Annotated in this window: 22 protein-coding genes; 10 read left to right on the top strand and 12 right to left on the bottom strand. The window is 41.4% G+C overall.

Annotated elements, in window-relative coordinates:
- Positions 1-115: 115 nt before the first annotated feature.
- The 4 genes from ACLCEG_RS11815 (at position 116) to dnaJ (ending at position 6078) form a co-directional block, all read left to right on the top strand.
- On the top strand, positions 116-1222 hold the full coding sequence (locus tag ACLCEG_RS11815; protein WP_410567639.1) for an efflux RND transporter periplasmic adaptor subunit: 1107 nt from the start codon (positions 116-118) through the stop codon (positions 1220-1222).
- Entirely contained in the window at positions 1219-4344 is a 3126-nt protein-coding gene (locus ACLCEG_RS11810) for an efflux RND transporter permease subunit (protein ID WP_410567637.1), read from the top strand. The genes ACLCEG_RS11815 and ACLCEG_RS11810 overlap by 4 nt, the downstream gene beginning before the upstream one ends.
- Positions 4345-4483: 139 nt before the next feature.
- Positions 4484-4861 carry a hypothetical protein gene (locus ACLCEG_RS11805; protein ID WP_004704698.1) on the top strand — a complete coding sequence of 126 codons (378 nt, stop codon included), beginning with the start codon at positions 4484-4486 and terminating at the stop codon, positions 4859-4861.
- 104 nt (positions 4862-4965) lie between these two features.
- The gene (gene dnaJ, locus ACLCEG_RS11800; RefSeq protein WP_004704700.1) at positions 4966-6078 is read left to right on the top strand and encodes a molecular chaperone DnaJ; all 1113 of its coding nucleotides are present in this window, start codon (positions 4966-4968) and stop codon (positions 6076-6078) included.
- 113 nt (positions 6079-6191) lie between these two features.
- Here dnaJ and ACLCEG_RS11795 read toward each other — a convergent pair whose 3' ends face one another.
- The gene (locus tag ACLCEG_RS11795) at positions 6192-6548 is read right to left on the bottom strand and encodes a hypothetical protein (RefSeq protein ID WP_410567635.1); all 357 of its coding nucleotides are present in this window, start codon (positions 6546-6548) and stop codon (positions 6192-6194) included.
- A 184-nt stretch (positions 6549-6732) separates the two neighbouring features.
- Here ACLCEG_RS11795 and dapB point away from each other — a divergent pair, with 184 nt between their 5' ends.
- Positions 6733-7554 (top strand): 4-hydroxy-tetrahydrodipicolinate reductase, encoded by an 822-nt coding sequence (dapB, locus tag ACLCEG_RS11790; RefSeq protein ID WP_004704703.1) that lies wholly within the window; start codon positions 6733-6735, stop codon positions 7552-7554.
- Between the two features lie 51 nt (positions 7555-7605).
- Positions 7606-8259 (top strand): START domain-containing protein, encoded by a 654-nt coding sequence (locus ACLCEG_RS11785; protein WP_004704705.1) that lies wholly within the window; start codon positions 7606-7608, stop codon positions 8257-8259.
- A 40-nt stretch (positions 8260-8299) separates the two neighbouring features.
- On the opposite strand, the gene ACLCEG_RS11780 is transcribed toward ACLCEG_RS11785, so the two are convergent.
- Positions 8300-9490, bottom strand: a complete 1191-nt coding sequence (locus ACLCEG_RS11780; protein ID WP_410567633.1) for an MFS transporter — start codon at positions 9488-9490, stop codon at positions 8300-8302.
- Positions 9491-9494: 4 nt separating this feature from the next.
- Positions 9495-10298 carry a 2,5-didehydrogluconate reductase DkgB gene (gene dkgB / locus ACLCEG_RS11775; protein ID WP_410567631.1) on the bottom strand — a complete coding sequence of 268 codons (804 nt, stop codon included), beginning with the start codon at positions 10296-10298 and terminating at the stop codon, positions 9495-9497.
- 120 nt (positions 10299-10418) lie between these two features.
- On the opposite strand from dkgB, the gene ACLCEG_RS11770 reads away from it, so the two are divergent.
- On the top strand, positions 10419-11321 hold the full coding sequence (locus ACLCEG_RS11770) for a LysR family transcriptional regulator (protein ID WP_077163774.1): 903 nt from the start codon (positions 10419-10421) through the stop codon (positions 11319-11321).
- Here the strand turns inward: ACLCEG_RS11770 and ACLCEG_RS11765 are convergent.
- The gene (locus ACLCEG_RS11765) at positions 11305-11679 is read right to left on the bottom strand and encodes a hypothetical protein (RefSeq protein ID WP_198071871.1); all 375 of its coding nucleotides are present in this window, start codon (positions 11677-11679) and stop codon (positions 11305-11307) included. The genes ACLCEG_RS11770 and ACLCEG_RS11765 overlap by 17 nt on opposite strands.
- 90 nt (positions 11680-11769) lie before the next feature.
- On the opposite strand from ACLCEG_RS11765, the gene ACLCEG_RS11760 reads away from it, so the two are divergent.
- Positions 11770-13194 carry a PLP-dependent aminotransferase family protein gene (locus ACLCEG_RS11760; RefSeq protein WP_410567629.1) on the top strand — a complete coding sequence of 475 codons (1425 nt, stop codon included), beginning with the start codon at positions 11770-11772 and terminating at the stop codon, positions 13192-13194.
- A 2-nt stretch (positions 13195-13196) separates the two neighbouring features.
- Here ACLCEG_RS11760 and ACLCEG_RS11755 read toward each other — a convergent pair whose 3' ends face one another.
- The 8 genes from ACLCEG_RS11755 to ACLCEG_RS11720 form a co-directional block, all read right to left on the bottom strand.
- Complete coding sequence (locus ACLCEG_RS11755) at positions 13197-14225, bottom strand: NAD(P)-dependent alcohol dehydrogenase (RefSeq protein ID WP_410567627.1); 1029 nt, start codon at positions 14223-14225, stop codon at positions 13197-13199.
- A 38-nt stretch (positions 14226-14263) separates the two neighbouring features.
- On the bottom strand, positions 14264-14824 hold the full coding sequence (locus tag ACLCEG_RS11750) for a DNA-3-methyladenine glycosylase I (RefSeq protein WP_348885367.1): 561 nt from the start codon (positions 14822-14824) through the stop codon (positions 14264-14266).
- A gap of 30 nt (positions 14825-14854) precedes the next feature.
- Positions 14855-15100: a hypothetical protein gene (locus ACLCEG_RS11745; protein WP_001287364.1), complete on the bottom strand. Its 246-nt coding sequence runs from the start codon at positions 15098-15100 to the stop codon at positions 14855-14857.
- A gap of 9 nt (positions 15101-15109) precedes the next feature.
- A complete protein-coding gene (locus tag ACLCEG_RS11740; RefSeq protein ID WP_151761148.1) occupies positions 15110-15646 on the bottom strand; it encodes a M23 family metallopeptidase in 537 nt (178 codons plus the stop codon).
- A gap of 47 nt (positions 15647-15693) precedes the next feature.
- Positions 15694-16728, bottom strand: a complete 1035-nt coding sequence (gene mutY / locus ACLCEG_RS11735; RefSeq protein ID WP_410567625.1) for an A/G-specific adenine glycosylase — start codon at positions 16726-16728, stop codon at positions 15694-15696.
- 141 nt (positions 16729-16869) lie between these two features.
- On the bottom strand, positions 16870-17232 hold the full coding sequence (locus ACLCEG_RS11730) for an HIT family protein (RefSeq protein ID WP_002053765.1): 363 nt from the start codon (positions 17230-17232) through the stop codon (positions 16870-16872).
- A gap of 182 nt (positions 17233-17414) precedes the next feature.
- Complete coding sequence (locus tag ACLCEG_RS11725) at positions 17415-18152, bottom strand: dienelactone hydrolase family protein (protein ID WP_019458605.1); 738 nt, start codon at positions 18150-18152, stop codon at positions 17415-17417.
- A 171-nt stretch (positions 18153-18323) separates the two neighbouring features.
- Positions 18324-18482, bottom strand: a complete 159-nt coding sequence (locus ACLCEG_RS11720; protein WP_002053759.1) for a DUF1328 domain-containing protein — start codon at positions 18480-18482, stop codon at positions 18324-18326.
- A 193-nt stretch (positions 18483-18675) separates the two neighbouring features.
- Here ACLCEG_RS11720 and ACLCEG_RS11715 point away from each other — a divergent pair, with 193 nt between their 5' ends.
- Together ACLCEG_RS11715 and ACLCEG_RS11710 are read left to right on the top strand one after the other, a co-directional pair.
- The gene (locus ACLCEG_RS11715; RefSeq protein ID WP_004704725.1) at positions 18676-19134 is read left to right on the top strand and encodes a YcgN family cysteine cluster protein; all 459 of its coding nucleotides are present in this window, start codon (positions 18676-18678) and stop codon (positions 19132-19134) included.
- 111 nt (positions 19135-19245) lie between these two features.
- Entirely contained in the window at positions 19246-20415 is a 1170-nt protein-coding gene (locus tag ACLCEG_RS11710) for a PQQ-dependent sugar dehydrogenase (protein ID WP_410567656.1), read from the top strand.
- The last annotated feature ends 14 nt before the right edge of the window (positions 20416-20429 follow it).

Genomic DNA, 20429 nt, shown 5'->3' with positions numbered 1-20429 from the left:
TTTATAAGTTTTTCTTTAATTAATGTACCCATGGGTATATTAATTAAAAAACAAACAAACTATGATGCAAGCATATTGTGCCTTAAAAAACCAGTTTGAATAAGAGCGATAAGATATGAATCTGTTAAAACCTCTCATCATGAGTATGGTGATTGTTTGCACGGTCACATTAATGGGGTGTAGTAAAGAGGCTCCCAAAACAGAAGAAATACCCTATGTGATGGTGACGCAGCCTTCGACCACACTAAACGAATTAAAAAGCTATGCAGGAGATGTACAGGCTCGACAACAAACTGCCTTGGCATTTCGGGTGGGTGGACAAGTTACGGCTCGCTATGTCGATGTCGGCGACCGAGTTAAAGTTGGACAAGTATTAGCAAAGCTCGATGTAGCAGATGCTCAGCTACAATTAAATGCTGCCAAAGCTCAATTACAAAATGCACAGGCAGCAGCGAAAACAGCATCAGATGAACTTAAACGTTTTCAACAATTATTACCTGTTAATGCAGTAAGCCGTTCACAATTTGATACGGTCAAAAATCAGTACGACGCGGCTCAAGCAGCGTTACAACAAGCCCGCTCTAACTATGAAGTTTCTGCAAACCAAAGTGGTTACAACCAACTCATTTCTAATAAAAACGGGGTGATTACAGCGCGTAATATTGAGATTGGACAAGTCGTTTCAGCAGGTCAAGCAGCTTATCAATTGGCGATTGATGGTGAGCGTGAAGTGGTCATTGGTGTACCTGAACAAGCAGTTGCCGAGATTAAAGTTGGTCAAGCAGCTTGGATTACTTTGTGGTCTAAACCGAATGAAAAATTTGCCGGGTATGTACGCGAAGTTTCTCCTGCGGCTGATCAGTCTCGTACCTTTACAGTGAAAGTTGCACTCAAAGAAGGTCAATCTGCTATTCAGCTTGGACAAAGTGCTCGCGTATTTTTTAGCTCGACTCAAACTAATGTCATGAGTGTGCCACTTTCGAGTGTTTCAGCTACAGATAATCAAGCTTATGTATGGGTAGTCAATGCCAACCAAACTTTACGTAAAGTACCTGTAACAGTTGGGGCATATGGCAGAGATAGTGTGCCTGTGTTAACTGGTTTAACACCAAATGATTGGGTTGTGATTGGTGGGGTTCATTTGCTACGCGATAAGCAGAAGATTCATCCGATTGACCGTGAAAACCGTGCGGTGAAAATTCAGGGGGCAACGAAGCCATGAAATTCAATCTCTCGGAATGGGCACTGAATAATAAAGGTATTGTCCTTTATTTCATGCTGTTGCTTGGCATTATCGGTGCAATCTCTTATTCAAAACTATCACAAAGTGAAGATCCGCCTTTTACCTTTAAAGTAATGGTCGTCAAAACCTACTGGCCTGGAGCGACTGCCAAAGAAGTTTCAACGTTGGTAACTGACCGCATTGAAAAGGAACTGATGACCACAGGGCAGTATGAAAAGATTATGGCCTACTCCCGCCCGGGTGAGTCTATGGTTACTTTCTTTGCCAAGGATTCATTGAAGTCGGCACAGATTCCTGATGTTTGGTACAACGTTCGTAAAAAGGTCAATGACATTCGCACTGAACTCCCAAGCGGTGTACAAGGCCCTTTTTTCAATGATGAGTTCGGTGATACTTTCGGTAATATTTATGTACTGACAGGCAAGGACTTTGACTACGCCCTTTTGAAAGAATATGCCGATCGTTTGCAATTACAGCTGCAACGTGTCAAGGACGTTAGCAAAGTCGAATTGGTTGGCTTACAAGACCAAAAAATCTGGATTGAGATTTCAAACACTAAAGCCGTTCAGCTCGGTATTCCTCTTTCTGCAATTCAAGAAGCCTTACAAAAGCAAAATAGTATGGCAAGCGCTGGTTTCTTTGAAACCGGTACGGATCGTATTCAAATTCGTGTAAGTGGACATTTACAGAGCGTTGATGAAATTAAGAAAACGCCTCTACTGGTAGGGAATAAAACGATCCAACTGGGTGATGTCGCTGATGTCTACCGCGGTTTTAGTCAACCAGCTCAGCCACGTATGCGTTTCATGGGCGAGAACGGTATTGGTCTTGCTGTATCAATGCGTAAGGGTGGTGACATTATTGCCTTGGGTAAAAATCTGGAAACGGAATTTGCCCAGCTGCAAAAGAGTTTGCCTTTAGGTATGAAATTACAGAAGGTGTCTGACCAACCGGTAGCTGTGCAACGCAGTATTCATGAGTTTGTGAAAGTACTTGCTGAAGCAGTCATTATTGTTTTGTTAGTGAGCTTTTTCTCTTTAGGTTTCCGTACAGGTTTAGTGGTCGCTTTTTCCATTCCTTTGGTTTTAGCAATGACTTTTGCCGGCATGAATATATTCGATGTCGGACTACATAAGATTTCTCTGGGTGCTCTGATTTTAGCTTTAGGCTTACTGGTCGATGACGCGATTATTGCGGTCGAGATGATGGCAATTAAGATGGAGCAGGGCTATAGCCGAATTAAGGCCGCCGGATTTGCGTGGAAAACCACAGCATTTCCAATGCTGACAGGGACACTCATTACGGCAGCGGGCTTTTTACCTATTGCTACGGCACAGTCTAGTACAGGTGAATACACGCGTTCGATCTTTCAGGTGGTGACCATTGCCTTATTGGTGTCTTGGGTTGCCGCAGTTTTATTTGTGCCTTATTTGGGTGAAAAACTACTGCCTGATTTTACTAAGACGGGACATCAAGCACCTTGGTATGTTCGTTTATGGGCAAGATTAACGAAAAAACCGCAACCACAAACGATCGGGATTTCAGAGGACCATCATTATGATCCTTATCAGTCTAGCTTCTATTTACGTTTTAGGAAAATGGTCGAGTTTTGCGTGACCTATCGTAAAACTGTAATTGCAACAACAGTCGGGATATTCGTGCTCTCTGTGCTGATGTTTAAAATGGTTCCTCAGCAATTTTTCCCACCTTCAAACCGTACCGAGATTTTAGTCGATTTAAAACTTGAAGAAGGGGCTTCATTAACCGCTACAGAACAAGCGGTGAAAAAGGTTGAACAGTTTCTGGCTAAACAAAAAGGTATTGATAACTATGTGGCTTATGTGGGTACAGGTTCACCGCGTTTTTATTTACCGTTAGACCAGCAATTGCCACAGGCTAGCTTTGCACAATTTGTGGTTTTAGCCACTTCACTTGATGACCGTGATGAAATTCGTCGCTCGTTAGAAACCCAAATTAAACAGCTGCTTCCACAAGTCCGTACTCGTGTGTCATTACTAGAAAATGGCCCACCTGTGGGTTATCCATTGCAGTATCGCGTGTCAGGTGAAGATTTAAATCTGGTACGTAAAGAGGCGCAGCAGGTTGCTAAGGTCATTAGTGAAAACCCAAATACCACCAATGTACATTTAGACTGGGGTGAGCCGAGTAAGATTATTGCAATTCAGATTGATCAAGACCGTGCTCGACAAATGGGTGTCTCTAGTGTGGATTTGGCGAACTTCCTGAACGCTTCAATTACAGGTAGTGCAATTGAACAGTATCGTGAAAAGCGTGAACTCATTGAAATCCGTTTACGTGGAGATCAAGCTGAGCGTGTTGAAGTCGCTTCACTGGCAAGTTTAGCAGTCCCAACAGCCAATGGAACGACAGTACCGTTAGCCCAGATTGCGAAAATTGAATATAAGTTTGAGGATGGCCTGATTTGGCACCGTAACCGTTTACCAACGATTACTGTGCGTGCAGATATTCGTACTAAATTACAGCCAGCGACTGTTGTGGGTGAGTTAGCCGAATCAATGGACAAGTTACGCGCTGAGTTACCAAGTGGTTATCTGATTGAAGTGGGTGGAACTGTCGAAGAGTCAGCACGTGGGCAAAGTTCAGTTAATGCGGGTATGCCACTGTTTTTAGCGGTTGTGATGACATTACTGATGATTCAGCTTAAGAGTCTGTCTCGGGCAACGATTGTGTTCTTGACTGCACCATTAGGTTTAATCGGTGTTGTTCTGTTCTTACTTCTATTTAATAAACCATTTGGTTTTGTGGCCATGCTAGGAACCATTGCCTTGTCCGGTATGATTATGCGTAACTCGCTCATTTTGATTGATCAGATTGAACAAGATAGGCAAGCAGGGCATCCAACATGGGAAGCGATTATTGATGCAACAGTACGTCGTTTCCGTCCAATTATTCTGACAGCTTTAGCAGCTGTGTTAGCGATGATTCCACTTTCGCGGAGTATTTTCTTCGGTCCAATGGCTGTTGCAATTATGGGCGGACTGATTGTAGCGACCATGCTGACATTATTTTTCCTACCTGCATTGTATGCTGCGTGGTTTAAGGTGAAAAAAACCGCATAAAATACATAATTTTTTTGTGAATAAAGGTGCGAAATATTGAAAACTCCAATATAGTAGCACCTGTCTTTACACAAAAAATACAGGATTACTTCGCTGCATAAAAAATAGGCATAGTGCAGCGAATTGAGGTGAAATACAGATGGGGCAAGACCATATCGAACAGCATCGCCGTTATATTGTAATTTCTTATGCGTTCATGTTTCTTGCATTGTTTACGGTTATTTTCGCGGCCTTTGCTTATCTGGTCGCTCGTAAAGTAGCTGTTGTGGATAATGCTGAAGTTTGGATTCATGCCCATGCGCTCTGGATTATGCGCAATGGTATTCTATTCCTCTTCATGTCAGTTTTTGCTGTTGTTTGGTTTATTCCTCTCTTCTTTTTTGCATGGAACAGCAATCTTTGGGTAACGGCATCAACAGTTGCTGGTGTTGTTTTTAGCGCTATTGCTTGGTTGTTTTTATTAAATGCATGGTTAAAAGGCTTGTCTAAATATTTAAAAAATAAGGCAGTTTTTTAATATATCTATTTTTTAAACATTTTCCCCTTGTAAATTCGGCTAAAGCCCCCCATTTAGTCGGCAATAGAGTATTGATAAAATTTCCGTGAGGAGCACCGCCAAACATGGCTAAACGTGATTATTATGAGGTTTTAGGCGTTTCAAAAACCGCAAGTGATGATGAGATCAAAAAAGCCTATCGTAAATTGGCGATGAAATATCATCCTGACAGAAACCCTGACAATGCCGAGGCTGAAGAAAAGTTTAAAGAAGCTTCTGAAGCTTATGAGATTTTATCCGACAGCGAAAAGCGCAGCATGTATGACCGTATGGGACATAATGCATTTGAAGGCGGCTTTGGTGGCGCTGGTGGTGGCTTTGGCGGTTTCAGTGCAGAAGATATTTTCAGCCAGTTCGGTGATATCTTTGGTGGAGCGTTTGGTGGCGGCGGACGTCAGCAACGCCAACGTCGCGGTTCAGACTTACGCTATGTCATGGAACTTACCCTTGAGGAAGCTGTAAAAGGGGTTAAAAAAACAATTACCTTTACTGCTCCGGCACCATGTGATGTGTGTGATGGTAAAGGCTCTCAAAATCCAAAAGATGTAGAAACCTGTAAAACTTGTCATGGTTCAGGACAAGTACGTATGCAGCAAGGTTTCTTCTCTGTACAACAAACTTGTGGCACGTGTCGTGGCCAAGGCAAAATTATTAAAAATCCATGCCATGCATGTCATGGTTCAGGCGTAGCTGATCGCCAGCAAACATTAGAAGTTACTATTCCTGCTGGTGTAGATAATGGCGACCGCGTTCGTTTAAGTGGTAAAGGCGAGGCTATCCGTGATGGTCAAGCGGGTGACTTATACGTTGAAGTGGTTGTTCGTGAACACGAAATTTTCCAACGTGATGGCGCCGATTTATATATGGACGTACCAGTAAGCATTGCTGATGCTGCACTTGGTAAAGAAATTGAAATCCCGACTTTAGAAGGTCGCGTTAGCTTGAAGATTCCTGAGGGAACTCAAACAGGTAAATTATTCCGTTTACGTGGTAAGGGTGTTCGTCCTGTACGTAGCAGCATGGTGGGTGATTTGCTTTGCCGTATCGTCATAGAAACACCAGTCAACTTAACGTCTCGTCAACGTGAATTACTCAAAGAATTACAAGCATCTTTCGATGGCGAGGACAGTGCTTCTTCACCAAAGAAAAAATCATTCTTTGATCGTTTATTCGATTAATGCTTGATTAGATCGTAAATTAAAAAGAAGGCGGATATTCAAAAATATCCGCCTTTTTATTGCGCTGATTCATCTTATTATTTTTATTCTGCTTAAAAGAAAATTACGTCTGCTTACTCTGTAGGGTGAGCAACATCGATGTCGTCAACACTTACAATAAGTTCGTTTGATGCAACTGGAGCTACTACAGCAGCTTGAGTTACTGGTTTTACAGCTACTTTTACTGTTTCTACATCGGCAGTTTTTTCTTCAATGATTGGGTCAATATCTTCAACTTTAACTTCAGCAGTAGTATTGCTTGCTATGCTTGTTTGAGCTGTAGATATCGCCGCTTTCGCATTTACATTCGTGATAATGCGTGCTTTAGATAAGCTTTCTAGTGTGTCCCCTGATTGGATTGCAGGCTCTGCAAATGCCATTGAACTCATCATCCCCATAACGGCTATTAAGCCCATAATTTTCGAATGCATGCTGAACTCCTTATAGTCATCTTTTTTTCATTCGTGGCTCGGTAGTGTGCAGATCAATTCTTTAACTTTTGTGAAAACTGATTAAATTTCGGTTCATCTTAAAAAATATTTTTTACTTTTTATTGTGAGCAAAGAGTTTTGATATAGTAAGCCAATTACGTAAAACACAAGATTGGGAAGGATTATGTCAGCAGCTCCACGCATTGGTATTTTGGGCGCAGGTGGCCGTATGGGTCGCACACTTATTCAGGCAGTTCAACAAGCAGGTTATCAATTGGCTGCAGCAGTAGAACGTCCAGAGAGTAGTTTGGTCGGCACTGATGCTGGTGAACTTGCAGGAATTGGCTCAGTGGGGGTAAAGGTTTCAGGAAGTTTGACAGAAGTTCTTAAAGACTGTGATGTCATCATTGATTTTACTGCACCGGTTGCAACTGCTCAGCATTTAAAGCTATGCCGTGAAGCTGGGGTAGCCATGGTGATTGGAACAACAGGTATGTCCGATGAACAAAAAGCTGAGCTTGATGAAACGGCAACACATACACCTGTAGTATATGCGGCGAACTACTCTGTTGGCGTAAATGTATCAATCAAGTTACTTGAGCTTGCAGCTAAAGTATTTGGCGATACAGTAGATATTGAAGTGATTGAGGCTCACCACCGTCATAAAGTAGATGCACCATCTGGTACAGCGTTAATGATGGGTGAAGCGATTGCTGATACTTTAGGCCGTAACTTAAAAGAAGTTGCTGTTTATGGTCGTGAAGGGCATACAGGGCCACGTGACCGCCAAACCATTGGTTTTGAAACAATCCGTGGTGGTGATATTGTAGGTGAACACACTGTTATGTTTATTGGTGAAGGTGAGCGTGTTGAAGTCACTCACAAAGCCACGAACCGTATGAACTTTGCTGCTGGTGCAGTACGAGCTGCTGCATGGGTTGTAGGTCGTGAAGCGCGTAAATATGACATGAAAGATGTTTTAGGGTTGAACGACGTACAGGTGTAAGCCATCTGTACACGTCCTACATGTGGCGAGAAAAACAAGATAGAGCAGAACATGAATAAAAAACAAATTGCTTTGACCACTCTTCTTTGCTTAAGCAGCCTCTATGCAGGGGCTGCCTCTACAGACAAGGCGAAACTCAGCCTTGACCGTAATCATATTAAAGTGTGGACCTATCAGAAGGCTGATAACCCTGTCTTTCAGTACAAAGCTGAAACAACATTTGATGTACCCATTGAGCGTGCTGTGGCGGTGATTTTAGATGTAAATCGCGCAGCGCAGTGGGTGCCTTATATGGGTAAAGTTGAAATGCTTTCTCAGGATGAGAAGAAGGGCGAATTTACGTTATATATGGTGTTGGATTTTCCTTTTCCGCTAAAAGACCGCGATGTTGTGGTGAAAGGGAAAATGAGTAAAGCCGCTAATGGCACTATTACGATTAAGAACACAGCGATTAATAGTAATTATCCGATTCAGCCCGATGTGGTTCGTTTAACTCGTTATGAAGGTGAATGGACATTCCAGAAACTAGCGAATAACAAAGTTAAAGTAACCACGAGTGGTTATGCTGACCCAGCAGGTTCAATTCCTTTAAGCTTTGTAAATATGTTTGTTCAGCAGCAACCATATCAGATGCTGCTTAAAATGAAGCGGGAAGTAATGAACCCGATTTATGAGCAACCTAAATTGCCCGATATTTTAAAATAATAAGCAATAAAAAAGCGCCTGAGATGAGGCGCTTTTTTTATTAGTCGGAACATTGCTGCAATTTTTGTTCAGAGCTGCTTTCGCGTTTGATTTGAAATAAAACTAACAACAAACCTAACCCAGCCAGTAATGCACCAGCAAATGATACTGCGTTATAACCCAAACCTAAATCGAGCACTACCGCACCTGCTGCCGCACCGACTGCGTTACCTAGATTAAACGCACCGATATTTACAGAGGAGGCAAGTCCTGGTGCTTCATGAGCAACTGACATTACACGCATTTGTAATGGTGGTACTAAAGCAAAGGTTGCGGCACCCCAGATTACTAAGGCAATGGCTGCTCCAGCCTGACTTTGTGCAACCACTGGGAAAGTCACCATCATGACAATCAACAAAATGAAAAAACCGATTAGAGTTTTGTTGATGGACAAGTCTGCAAAACGACCACCTAAATGGTTACCAATTGAGAAACCGACACCAATTAATACCAACATGAACGTAATGAAGGCTGGTGAAGCATGGGTAAACTCAGTCAAACTTGGCGCAATATAGGTATATAGCGTAAACATTGCACCCGCACTAAGCACTGTGGTGAGTAGAGCCAGTACTACAGGAGTACGTGTTAATACTTTTAACTCCGCTTTCACATTTGGTTTTTGGGCAACCATACCTTGTGGCAGTGCCTTCCATAAAGCGAGCATGGTAATCACACCAAGCAAAGAGATTGCAAGGAAAGACATACGCCAGCCAATATTTTGTCCAACCCATGTTGCCAACGGTACACCACCAATATTGGCAATGGTTAAGCCCATAAACATGATTGCTACAGCACTGGCTTGTTTGTGCGCGGGTACAATACTCGCTGCTACAACAGAACCAATTCCGAAGAAGGCACCATGGTTAAGGCTAGTAATGAGACGTGCACCTAATAAGCTCATATAGCTTGGTGAAAACGCTGCGATCAGGTTACCCACCGTAAAGATTGCCATCAGAAAAATCAGTGCATTACGTCTAGCAAAACCACCAAACCACAGGGTCATGAATGGGGCACCTAGCATCACGCCAAGTGCATAACCCGTAATTAACATTCCGGCTGTTGGAATGGAAATACCTAAATCATGAGCGATATTCGGAAGTAATCCCATTGGAGAGAATTCCGTGGTGCCAATAGCAAAGGCACCAATTGCCAATGCCAATAACGAGAACGCCGTATTTGATTGAGTGTTCATGAGTTTAGTCCCAAACTGGTGCCCATGGCTCTGGGCTAACTTCACGACTGTTACGGTCGAGTTCAGCAATCATTTGCATTTCAGCTGAAGTTAACTCGATATCCTGTGCTTTTAAATTGCTAATCAGGTTTTCACGTTTAGTCGAAGATGGAATGACTGCAAAACCTCGTTGCAATGCCCATGCCAATGCAATTTGTGCTGTTGTTGCTTTATGCGCTGCTGCAATTTCAGCTAGAACGGGGTCTTGAAGCACTTTGCCATATGCCAGTGTCATGTAGGAAGTGACATCTATGTTCTTGTCTTGTAAGAAATTTACAAGTTTATGGTTTTGAAGATAAGGACTTAGCTCAATCTGATTTGTCGCAATATGCTGTACACCGATTGTGTCAATGGCTTGTTGGGTAAGCTCAATATTGAAGTTTGAAATACCAATTTGTTTGGTAAGACCTAGTTGTTTCGCTTCAAGTAAAAGCTGCATAATTTCAGGAATAGAAACCCCTAAGTCCGGTGCTGGCCAGTGAATCAAAGTAAGATCGACATGGTCAGTACGAAGTTTTTGTAAGCTCTCTTTTAAGCTCGGAATAAACTTATCTTGTGCAAAATTATCTACCCAAATTTTTGTGGTTAGAAATAAGTCCTGACGCGCTACACCACTTTCAGCAATGGTTTGTCCAATCGCAGCTTCATTTTCATAGATTTGAGCTGTATCAATTACACGGTAACCTACTTCTAAAGCTGTTTTAACAGAATCAATCACCGCTTGTTCTTTAAGGCGATAAGTTCCTAAACCAAAACGTGGGATATTCATGTGTTCACCTAAATTTAAATAATTGTTTAACTTGAGGTGCATTTTGCTTGGATTATTGTTGCGAAAAAATAGATGAATAAGCAAAATATCTTTGATGATTAGTCAATAATAGAATAAGTCATGAAATCAACAATTGAAGAACTGGTTGCCTTTATCACAATTGTTGATACAGGTTCCTTTGTAGCCGCAGCAGAACACTTAAAACAAACGCCTTCAGGAATGAGTCGTTCTCTTACACGTTTAGAAGCAAAGTTAGGCGTGACTTTATTAGAGCGAACAACACGTAAGTTAAAACTCACACAAGAAGGGCAGCAGTTTCTGATAAAGGCTCGTAAAATTTTAAATGAGCTAAATGCTGCTGAAGAAGATTTGCAAAAATCTGATCAGGGTACCGCGGGACTGATTCGTATTGATTCTGCAACGCCGTTTGTTTTGCACGTGATTGCACCATTAATGCATAAGTTCCGTAAGAGCTATCCCGACATTGAAATCGAAATAAATAGTAATGATCAGGTGATTGATCTATTACAACATAAGACCGATGTGGCATTTCGATTTGGGGAACTCAATGATTCGAGTCTTCATGCCAAGTTAGTGTGCAAGAGCCGTTTATATATTGTGGCAAGTCCAGAATATTTGGCGATCAAAGGTACACCGACTCAACCTGAACAACTTGAGCATCATGATTTGATTGGTTTTACCAGACCTGATTATATTAATAACTGGCCGATTAAAGTCGGAGATGAATATTTTTTCGCACAAGCACATATTAAAGCTTCAAGTGGTGAGACTGTGCGTCAGCTTACGGTTAGAGGACATGGTATTGCACGGCTATCTGAATTTGAAATTTGGAAAGATATTCAAGAGGGACGATTGACCGCGTTATTTGAAGATCAAATAGAACATCAATATCAAAGCATCCATGCTGTCTATTATCAACAAGAGCATCTACCAAAACGAATCCGTTTATTCATTGAGTTTTTGGCAGATCAATTAAAAGATGGTTTTAAAACCTGTCTCTAAACCTACCATAAGCATCACTTGGAAAATGAACTTCTAAAATAGGAGTCGTTTGTCCTTGTGATGAATGTTGAGACAGAAAATAGCTTTGTTGCTGTTCTCGACAACTAAAATATAAGTTTGAATAAACCGAATTTACCATGACAACTTCGTTTGAGTTATTACGTTTGTATTGATAATGAGAAATTGTATTGGCTTTATCATCAGTGCGCTGCTCTAGTTTGTAGTCTTGTTGGTTGGTCATTTTTAAATAACCTTCAATTAAACTCTGGCAAACCGTATGTCTGTGCTGTTCAGTTTTGGGTTGTGACTGGCAACCTGTCAAAACAATGGTAAACAATAATATAGCTTTTAATTTCATTATGTTACTACTCTTGGAGTTGATTTCTATAGCCTAAAGGTGTTCTATAAAGCAGTACAGATACAGAAATTTTTAAAAAAGCAGCACAGAATGACTTTCCAATATCAGGTTCTTGCCAATCAATTAGCACATCGTATTTATCAAGATGAGCTGAAACCGCATCAGAAGCTTATTTCGTTACGAGATTTTGCCCGTCAGCACAGCATTAGCTTAAGTACGGCAAAAAGTTGCTATGAATTGCTTGAGGCGAGGGGACTCATTTATGTAAAGCCAAAGTCAGGTTATTTTGTGGTTGCTCGTACCCAATCTAGTCCTATTCCAGATAGTCCAGATTTCTTATCTTTGCCGCGACAAGTCTCCAATCTGGAGTTACATAACCAAATTCAGGAGGCTGCCTTACAAAGTCATCTTGTACCATTAGGCTCTATTCAGTTGACACCTCATTTTATTCCTGTTGAGGGTTTACGCCGCTCTATTCAACGCGCTTTAAAAAATTGTCAGCCCCAAGATTTTCTTTATTGTAATAAACAGGGTCATGAGCAGTTAAGAAAAGCACTATCTGATCATTGGCGTGAAGATGGGATTTTTATCGCGGCAGAAGATATTTTTATTACCAATGGCTGCATGCCTGCTTTATCTTTGGTGATTCAACATCTAACAGAAGTAGGCGATAGTATTTTAATTCCGACGCCTACTTTTAATGGACAACTACAGCTTATAGCCAGTTTAAAACGACAGATTATTGAAATTCCAGCGCATCATCGTGGTATCGATCTTGAGCGCTTAGAATCATTTATGAAGCAGGGGTTAGCTAAAGTTTGCTTAATGACAGCCAACTATCAGAACCCATTGGGATATTGTTTAAGTAATGCAGAAAAACAAAAGATTGCCGAATTAGCAGCAAAGTATCAGTGTTTTATTATTGAAGACGATATTTATGGAGAGTGTGGCTACAGTGGTGAGCGACCATTATCTATTCGCTATTGGGACCGTGAAGGCTATGTAATTTGGTGTGGATCGGTTTCTAAGTCATTATCGAGTGCATATCGCGTAGGGTGGTTCTGTTTAAGCGCGAAGCTACAGCATTTAAGGCTTGAGCTGGTAGCCAGTAATATTGGGGTTAATACACCGCTACAATTAGGCTTAGCTGATTTTATTTATAGTCGTGGTTACAGGGAGCACTTAGAGCAGTTAAGACCGAATTTGATGCGGCAAGTCGAGGAGTATCGTAGTTGTATTTTAAATGCTTTCGAAGGTATTCCAATTGCATTGAGCCAACCAGAAGGAGGTTATGCCTTATGGATGCAGTTACCTAAAACTGTAGATAGTTTGGCGCTCTATTACACTGCAAAATCTCACGGAATTACCGTAGTTCCCGGGCATGTTTTTGGTGAGGATGAACGCTATCGGCATTTTATTCGTTTAAATGCAGGTCATGAGTTAACAGTAGATGTCCGCCAAGCGATTAAACACTTGGCGAACTGGTCACGACAACAGATGAAAACCGTAAGTTAGGTTTATTCTGCGAAGTCTGCTTTAAGTACAATTCGGTAACGTGCTTGACCTGAGTGTAGACGTTCAATTGCTTCATTGAGCTGTGACATTGGAAACAGTTCAATTTGAGGCGCAATTTTTTTGCGTGCAGCAAACTTTAAAAGCTGACGTAGTGCAGCAGGTGAGCCTGTAGGTGAACCAGTCACTGACTTAGCACCACCAATAAGAGAGCCAACAGAAATAGGAACAGGCTCAAGCGTAAGACCTAAGAAATGTAAGGTTCCGTTTGGTGCCAGTGTTGCAATAAAAGCAGACCAATTTAGAGTCACATTCACGGTACTCAGCAATAAATCGAATTTACCTTTTTGAGCTTTTACTGCCTCTGTATCGCGGCTATTGACGACATGGTCGGCTCCCATAGCTTTAAGCTCTTCTGTTTTGTCTGGGTTAGAACTAAATGCCGTGATTTCACAACCCCAAGCTTTAAGGAGCTTAATCGCCATATGACCTAAACCGCCAATGCCAATCACACCCACATGATGGGTTGCCTGAATCTTGTGTTTGAGGAGTGGATCAAAAACGGTAATTCCGCCACAAAGTAGAGGACCTGCACTTTCGGGGTCTAAATCTTCAGGAAGGGGAATAGCCCATTGCCAGCCAGCACGAACTTTATCGGCAAAACCACCAGCATGCCCGACGATTGTTGCAACATTTTTGCCCGTACAAAGTACTTGCTGACCACCAATACATTCATCACACGATTGGCAACTTTCAGCTGTCCAGCCGATACCGACACGTTGCCCGATTTGTAGACCTTTGGCTTCTGAACCTAAAGCTACAATTCTTCCAATAATTTCATGACCTGCAACCACAGGGTAGACAGTCGAGCGCCATTCATTATTCAGAACTGAAATATCAGAATGACATAAACCACAGTATTCAACTTTTACTTCAACCTGATGCGGCTGTAATTCACCTGCGTCAAATTGGTAAGGAACCAGTTTTTCACCTGCTTGCATTGCAGCATAGGCCTGAATCGTATTGTTGCTCATCGGAAACTCCTTAAGCGGATTTGAACCGTTCTGGTGGGTTATGAAGCTTTAAATTGACAATCGTTTTCATGATCATCGACCATACCTACAGCCTGCATAAACGCATAGCAAGTGGTTGGGCCGACAAATTTAAAACCATTCTTTTTAAGAGTCTTGGAAAGTTTTACACTGAGTTCAGTCTGTGCAGGAGCCTGACGGTAGTCTGCAACATCATTGTTTTGTGGAGCTGCATCTACAAACTGCCAAAGCCATGTTGGTACATCACCAATTTGTGCTTTTAGTGCTTGCCAAGCAATAGCATTATCACGAATGGCTTTGAGTTTACCCAAGTGACGAATTAAGCCTGCATCGGATAATTTTAATTCTAAAAAGTCATCAGTGAATGAAGCAATATCTTCAATTGGATGATTAAAAAAGTGTTGACGGTAGCTTTCTCTTTTTTTTAGTACGGTAATCCATGATAAGCCAGCTTGCTGACCTTCGAGGCAAAGCATTTCAAATAACCGTGCTTCGTCGTGTTCTGGCTTGCCCCATTCTTCATCATGATAGGAAATATAAAGGGGATCGTCGGAACACCATCCGCAACGTTGAGTTTTCATGATAATGCTCCTTATATTTATCTTAGAATTTTAAAGTTTAAATAACACCCATTCATTTGGGCGAGTATCCCAATAATACAGTTCAGCTTGAGTTAAGTCTTCAAACTTTAGCCAAAAGTCTTTGCCTACTTTATCTGAAAAACCGGTACTGATTAGCAGGGCATCATCACTGATTTCCATGATCCAGCCTTGATAGCTATTGCCATTTAAAATGATCTTTTGCTGGTTGCCCGACTCGGCAAACTCTACTAAGCGATTGATCAGCGCTTCCGACATAAAATGTTCCTAGCGTAAATATGAATAAGGATTAACGGCACCACGTCCTTTACCATCTAGATAAAGACCATAGTGGAGATGAGGTGAAGTATAACGTGCATTGCCCGTGTTGCCGACATATCCAATTAAATCGCCCTTTTTGACATAGTCACCTACATTTAGGCCACGTTTATGACCGTCAAGATGAGCATAATAATGCCATGTTCCTGCTGGACCTAAAATCCAGATGACTTTGCCTCCGAGGTTATTATTACGAAGATCAGCAACGAGTCCTTCGGTTGTGCTATACACTTTGGTTCCACGTGGAGCCAAAATATCAATTCCTTCATGGCTACGGCCTTGACTACGAGCAGCTCCCCACGTGTCTGTTAGTTCATCTCGATCGACACCTTTTACAGGTACAGGTAGTCGATTTGGAAGCTGCATACTTTTGAGCTTACTGACTTGAGTGGGGGAAAGTGGTGTAGGTTTTTTAGGTGCACTGGCACAAGCTGCCAATAGAATAATGAGAAAACCAAGTGAGAGATGAGAAACAAAACGTCGCACGAAATACTCCCTGTCATAGTTATATCAAAATTATTTTGACCACTATGTCATGAACGGCTAGTCGAGATCAATTTTTTCATTGCAGTTGGTACACCTTTGGAAATTGCTTGTTCTGGAGTCAACCATTGGCCTTCAAACTCAATCGCCAGATGTTCTTTTTGATCAGGTTCCACGTGGAACGTGTGAGCATTAAGTAGCCATGTGAAATGAGTGAAGCTATGACTAATCTGAAAAGTTTGTGCTTGAGGCTGTAATTTAAATTGCTGGCTTATGCTCAGTCGTTCATGTTCATTTTCTAAAATAGGTAAACAGAATAAACCACCCCATAGACCATGGGCTTGGCGTTGTTGCCAGAACCATTCATCTTCACACTGAATAATAAGAACGTCTGCCGTTTTAACAGGCGGAGTTTTTTTAGGTTTTTTAAAAGGTAGTTCTTGTTCTAAACCTTGTTGGTAGGCCTGACAATGAGTTTGCATTGGACAATATAAACACAGCGGTTTTTTAGGCGTACAGATAGTTGCACCTAAGTCCATTATGGCTTGAGTATAGTCATGGTTACGATGCGTAGGGCAAAGCTCTTCAGCGAGTTTCCACATTTCACGTTCATGCTGTGGCTTACTTAAGTCATCTTCAATGGCAAAGAAACGCGCTAAAACACGTTTCACATTGCCGTCCATAATCACACCATACTGACGCAAACCTAAAGACATAAGTGCGCCTGCTGTAGAGCGTCCAATGCCGGGTAGAGCAATCCATTCTTCTAGGGTTTCAGGAAATTTACCTTGTTGTGCTACAAGGCCAGCGGCTTTATGCAAATTGCGAGCACGAGCGTAATAGCCAAGGCCAGCCCAATAAGGAGCGACATCATCCCAAGTTGCATGACCTAGAGCTTCTACCGTTGGAAAGCGCTCCATGAAGTGGTCAAAATATTGCAGAACCGTTTTCACCTGAGTCTGCTGTAGCATAATTTCAGAAACCCAAACCTTGTATGGATCATCTGCAACTTGCCAAGGCAAATCGTGACGACCATGTTGATCGAACCAGTTTAAGAGGGCATCAGAAAAAGAAAATTCAGGCATGAACAGCTATAGAAGAAAAGTAAGGACTAAATTATAGCTGAAATTGGAGAGAAGTTTTGTTTAAAGCAGGCAACCAGAACGAGCCTGTTAAAACAGAGATCACTTGAAAATAAGTGGTCTCTGCTTCAAGCATAAAGAGGATTAATCCTCTTTTACGCCCCAACGTTGATCAAGTTTCAACGGTTGGTTTTTATAGTAAGGAATGACATGAATGTGGAAGTGATCGGAAGTCTGGCCAAATACTTCACCATCATTAAAGCCGATATGAAAACCGGCAGGCTGATGACGAAGCTGGGTTTCGTGGCGGGCAATTTCAAGAAGTGTCAGTAAGCTTTCATGCTCTTTAGAGGTAATGTCAAAAAACGAGCTTACATGGCGCAGTGGAGTCACTACACAATGGCCTTTAGACAATGGATTTGGGTCAGGTAAAATTACAGCAAATTCATTCTTATCAATGATGTCATATTCATCAAAATTGCAATACGGACATTTCTTGTCAGTCATTGTTGTATCCTCTCATGTTATTCCATTAAACCCCGAGTGCGGGAAATAAGACTAGGCTTTGCTCTAGCTCAACGGGAGTATAGTTATTGAAGTATGGTTTAAAAAATACAGTAAAAATATTGCAAAGTCATAAACATTTAAGGGAGCAAATGCAAAAAACATTTGCTCCAAATTTGCTTCTTTTATTTTAAAGTACGTTCTAACAAAGCGTACATTTTAGCAAGGCCTTGTTTCTCCGCTTCGCTGTTGTAGCCAAGGTCTACACCATTCGCTTTCGCTTTTTCATCTGCAAGCGGGTTACTAAAGCCATGTTTAGCACCTTTTAAAACCACTACCTCATGTTTAACTTCAGCAGCTTGCATCTCTTTTTCAAAATTAGCAACATCTTCTAAGGTGACCATGCTGTCTTGTTCACCATGTAGAACTAAAACTTCACCTTGAATGTTGCCTTTTTGAGCAGGTGCTTTCGGTGCTAATGTAGCATGGAATGTCACAACTGCTTTAAGTGGTGCACCTGAGCGCGCAAGGTCTAATACAACTTTACCACCATAGCAAAAGCCAATTGCAGCCAGTTTTTCACTATTTACTTCTGGTTGTGCAGCAAGTGTCTGAAGTGCTGCATTGGCACGATCAGTCACCGTGTCTAACTCTTCAAATGTCTGCATCATCCATTCATATGCTTGAGCTGCGGTTGATGTGACTTTTTTATCGCCATACATGTCAATCGCAAGAGCCGCATAGCCGTGTTCAGCAAGTTCACGTGCGCGTTGTTCAGTATATTCATTACGGCCCCACCATTCAGGACCAATAATAATACCTGGTACAGGTGTTTCACTTTCTGGAGCTGCAAAATAACCAATTAAATGGCTGCCGTCTGGTGCAGTATATTGAATTTCACGGGTTTTAATTGCTGTACTCATGACATTAATCCTGAAATTAAACTTGGTTTAAACACGCTTGATTAAAGCATAAAAAATTAAAATTCATATTAATAACTATGTAAAAATCTACGTCAAAAGAAAAAGATAGAAACATTTAGGCAATAAAAAAGAAGGAAACAAGTTCCTTCTTTTTATGTAGTCATGATTGAATTAGGTTCGGCCTCGCGAAATAAAACCAATAACTGCGAGAATTACAGCCACAACCAATAAAATCACGGCAAAGTCTTTAGATAACCCTGCAACACCACCAAACCCTAATAGACTGGCAATGAGTGCAATCACTGCAAAAATTATTGCCCAACGGAACATAATGTTGTCCTCCTTATTTTTCATTGTGTTTTTACTATATAGTGGCTTTTTTGCACGGAATGTGTCGTTTATGTGGTTGAAATGTATATTAAACAATCATTTTGTGATGCTAAAAATACAGTTTCTTTCCTTAAGCACACTGCCTTCAATGCTATAATCTGACTTTGCTTTATGTATACAGCTGTTAAAACCTATGTCTACCGAGACCTCACTTCGTCCATTATTTTGGAAAAATTACACGCTAGAGCAGCTTAGTCAGGCTGAGTGGGAAGCTTTGTGCGATGGGTGTGGTTTATGCTGCTTGGTCAAGCTAGAAGATGAAGATACTCATGAGGTTGCTTACACCAAGGTAGCGTGTAAATTGCTTGATTGTGGTACAGGGCGTTGCTCAGACTATTCAAATCGTCAGCAGCAAGTGCCTGACTGTTTACAGTTGACGCCAGAAAGCTTAAAAACAATTCACTGGTTACCTTCAAGTTGTGCCTATAAACGTTTGAATGAGGGTAAAAATTTACCTTCTTGGCATTATTTAAATACGGGTACGAGACAAAGCGTAGTTAAGGCAAAAAAGTCTGTTGCAGGGCGTTGTATTCCTGAAACTGATGTACATGAAGATGATCTTGAAGATTATGTGGTACGTTGGGTGCGTTAATACGCTCCCAATCGACATTTTTAATTACAGCGTATAATAAAGTAACATTTTAATCGTAAAGTTTTTAACCATCTCCGTTATATAAAAATAAAAGCGAAGGAGATAAAAATGATGAAACGACTAGCAGCCCCCTTATTATGTAGTAGCTTTTTCTTATTAATGGCTTGTGGTTCTAACAATACCAACTCAAAAAATCCTGAACAAAATACAACTGCAAAAACAGAGCAAACTAGTGCTGCCAAACAAATTTATCAGGTCGAGACAGTCGCACATTTTAATGAACCTTGGGCGATTACCAGTTTGCCAGACCATCGTTTATTAGTCACTGAGCGACAAGGTAAGTTAAAACTTTTTAACCCCCAAAATAAACAAATGTTAGATGTTGAAGGTGTTCCAGCGGTGAACTATGGCGGACAGGGTGGTTTAGGCGATGTTGTTTTACATCCTGATTTTGCCAAAAATCATTGGATATATCTCAGTTATGCAGCTAAAGGGCAAGGCGGATCTGGTGCAGTGATTTCACGTGCGAAATTAGACTTATCTAACCCTAATCAGCCAAAACTTATAGAGGTGAAACAGATTTGGCAGCAGGTGCCTAAAGTCTCAGGACAAGGCCATTATGGACATCGTATGCTCTTTGATGCAGATGGTAAGCTTTGGGTCACTTCAGGTGAGCGCCAAAAGTTTGACCCTGCCCAAGACATGAAGAGTAATTTGGGCAAAGTCTTGCGTTTAAATGAGGATGGTTCAGCAGCCGTAGGTAATCCTTTTTATAAACAAGGTGGGGTTACTGCGGAAATATGGTCACTTGGACACCGTAATCCCTTAGGTATGGCTTTTGACGGCCAAGGACAACTTTGGGTAGTTGAAATGGGGCCTAAAGGTGGTGATGAGCTTAATATTATTACCAAAGGTGAAAATTATGGTTATCCAATTGTCTCAAATGGTGACCACTACTCGGGTGAGCCTATTCCAGACCACCATACTCGCCCTGAATTTAAAGCACCTGGGATTGATTGGACACCTGTCATTTCACCGTCGAGCCTAATCATTTATCGAGGCCAACAATTTCCTGCATGGCAAAATAAAGCCTTAATTGGTGGGTTATCTTCCAAAGCCATTGTGGTTGTAGATTTAGAGCATAAACCTGTAAAAGAAATACAAAGATTAGAGATGAAGCAACGTATTCGTGGTTTACATGAAGCACAAGACGGTTCAATTTGGGTAATTGAAGATGGCCCGGATGCACGTTTGCTGAAACTCAGTAATAAACCATCTTAATGCTACGAGTTAGC

Source organism: Acinetobacter sp. H1(2024) (assembly GCF_046557555.1).
GTDB classification, from domain to species: Bacteria; Pseudomonadota; Gammaproteobacteria; order Pseudomonadales; family Moraxellaceae; genus Acinetobacter; species Acinetobacter seifertii.
This window is presented reverse-complemented; position numbering and strand designations above follow the sequence as displayed.

What these genes read in the sequence shown, in the direction of transcription:
- dkgB (WP_410567631.1), bottom strand. Translation starts at nt 10,298, where the DNA reads ATGAATATCCCACGTTTTGGTTTAGGAACTTATCGCCTTAAAGAACAA.
- ACLCEG_RS11720 (WP_002053759.1), bottom strand. Translation starts at nt 18,482, where the DNA reads ATGTTCCGTTGGGCAATAATTTTTGCAGTGATTGCACTCATTGCCAGT.
- ACLCEG_RS11760 (WP_410567629.1), top strand. Translation starts at nt 11,770, where the DNA reads ATGACTTTCCAATATCAGGTTCTTGCCAATCAATTAGCACATCGTATT.
- mutY (WP_410567625.1), bottom strand. Translation starts at nt 16,728, where the DNA reads ATGCCTGAATTTTCTTTTTCTGATGCCCTCTTAAACTGGTTCGATCAA.
- dapB (WP_004704703.1), top strand. Translation starts at nt 6,733, where the DNA reads ATGTCAGCAGCTCCACGCATTGGTATTTTGGGCGCAGGTGGCCGTATG.
- ACLCEG_RS11755 (WP_410567627.1), bottom strand. Translation starts at nt 14,225, where the DNA reads ATGAGCAACAATACGATTCAGGCCTATGCTGCAATGCAAGCAGGTGAA.
- ACLCEG_RS11805 (WP_004704698.1), top strand. Translation starts at nt 4,484, where the DNA reads ATGGGGCAAGACCATATCGAACAGCATCGCCGTTATATTGTAATTTCT.
- ACLCEG_RS11810 (WP_410567637.1), top strand. Translation starts at nt 1,219, where the DNA reads ATGAAATTCAATCTCTCGGAATGGGCACTGAATAATAAAGGTATTGTC.
- ACLCEG_RS11785 (WP_004704705.1), top strand. Translation starts at nt 7,606, where the DNA reads ATGAATAAAAAACAAATTGCTTTGACCACTCTTCTTTGCTTAAGCAGC.
- ACLCEG_RS11725 (WP_019458605.1), bottom strand. Translation starts at nt 18,152, where the DNA reads ATGAGTACAGCAATTAAAACCCGTGAAATTCAATATACTGCACCAGAC.
- ACLCEG_RS11770 (WP_077163774.1), top strand. Translation starts at nt 10,419, where the DNA reads ATGAAATCAACAATTGAAGAACTGGTTGCCTTTATCACAATTGTTGAT.
- ACLCEG_RS11750 (WP_348885367.1), bottom strand. Translation starts at nt 14,824, where the DNA reads ATGAAAACTCAACGTTGCGGATGGTGTTCCGACGATCCCCTTTATATT.
- ACLCEG_RS11745 (WP_001287364.1), bottom strand. Translation starts at nt 15,100, where the DNA reads ATGTCGGAAGCGCTGATCAATCGCTTAGTAGAGTTTGCCGAGTCGGGC.
- ACLCEG_RS11715 (WP_004704725.1), top strand. Translation starts at nt 18,676, where the DNA reads ATGTCTACCGAGACCTCACTTCGTCCATTATTTTGGAAAAATTACACG.
- ACLCEG_RS11730 (WP_002053765.1), bottom strand. Translation starts at nt 17,232, where the DNA reads ATGACTGACAAGAAATGTCCGTATTGCAATTTTGATGAATATGACATC.
- ACLCEG_RS11765 (WP_198071871.1), bottom strand. Translation starts at nt 11,679, where the DNA reads ATGAAATTAAAAGCTATATTATTGTTTACCATTGTTTTGACAGGTTGC.
- ACLCEG_RS11710 (WP_410567656.1), top strand. Translation starts at nt 19,246, where the DNA reads ATGAAACGACTAGCAGCCCCCTTATTATGTAGTAGCTTTTTCTTATTA.
- ACLCEG_RS11795 (WP_410567635.1), bottom strand. Translation starts at nt 6,548, where the DNA reads ATGCATTCGAAAATTATGGGCTTAATAGCCGTTATGGGGATGATGAGT.
- dnaJ (WP_004704700.1), top strand. Translation starts at nt 4,966, where the DNA reads ATGGCTAAACGTGATTATTATGAGGTTTTAGGCGTTTCAAAAACCGCA.
- ACLCEG_RS11815 (WP_410567639.1), top strand. Translation starts at nt 116, where the DNA reads ATGAATCTGTTAAAACCTCTCATCATGAGTATGGTGATTGTTTGCACG.
- ACLCEG_RS11780 (WP_410567633.1), bottom strand. Translation starts at nt 9,490, where the DNA reads ATGAACACTCAATCAAATACGGCGTTCTCGTTATTGGCATTGGCAATT.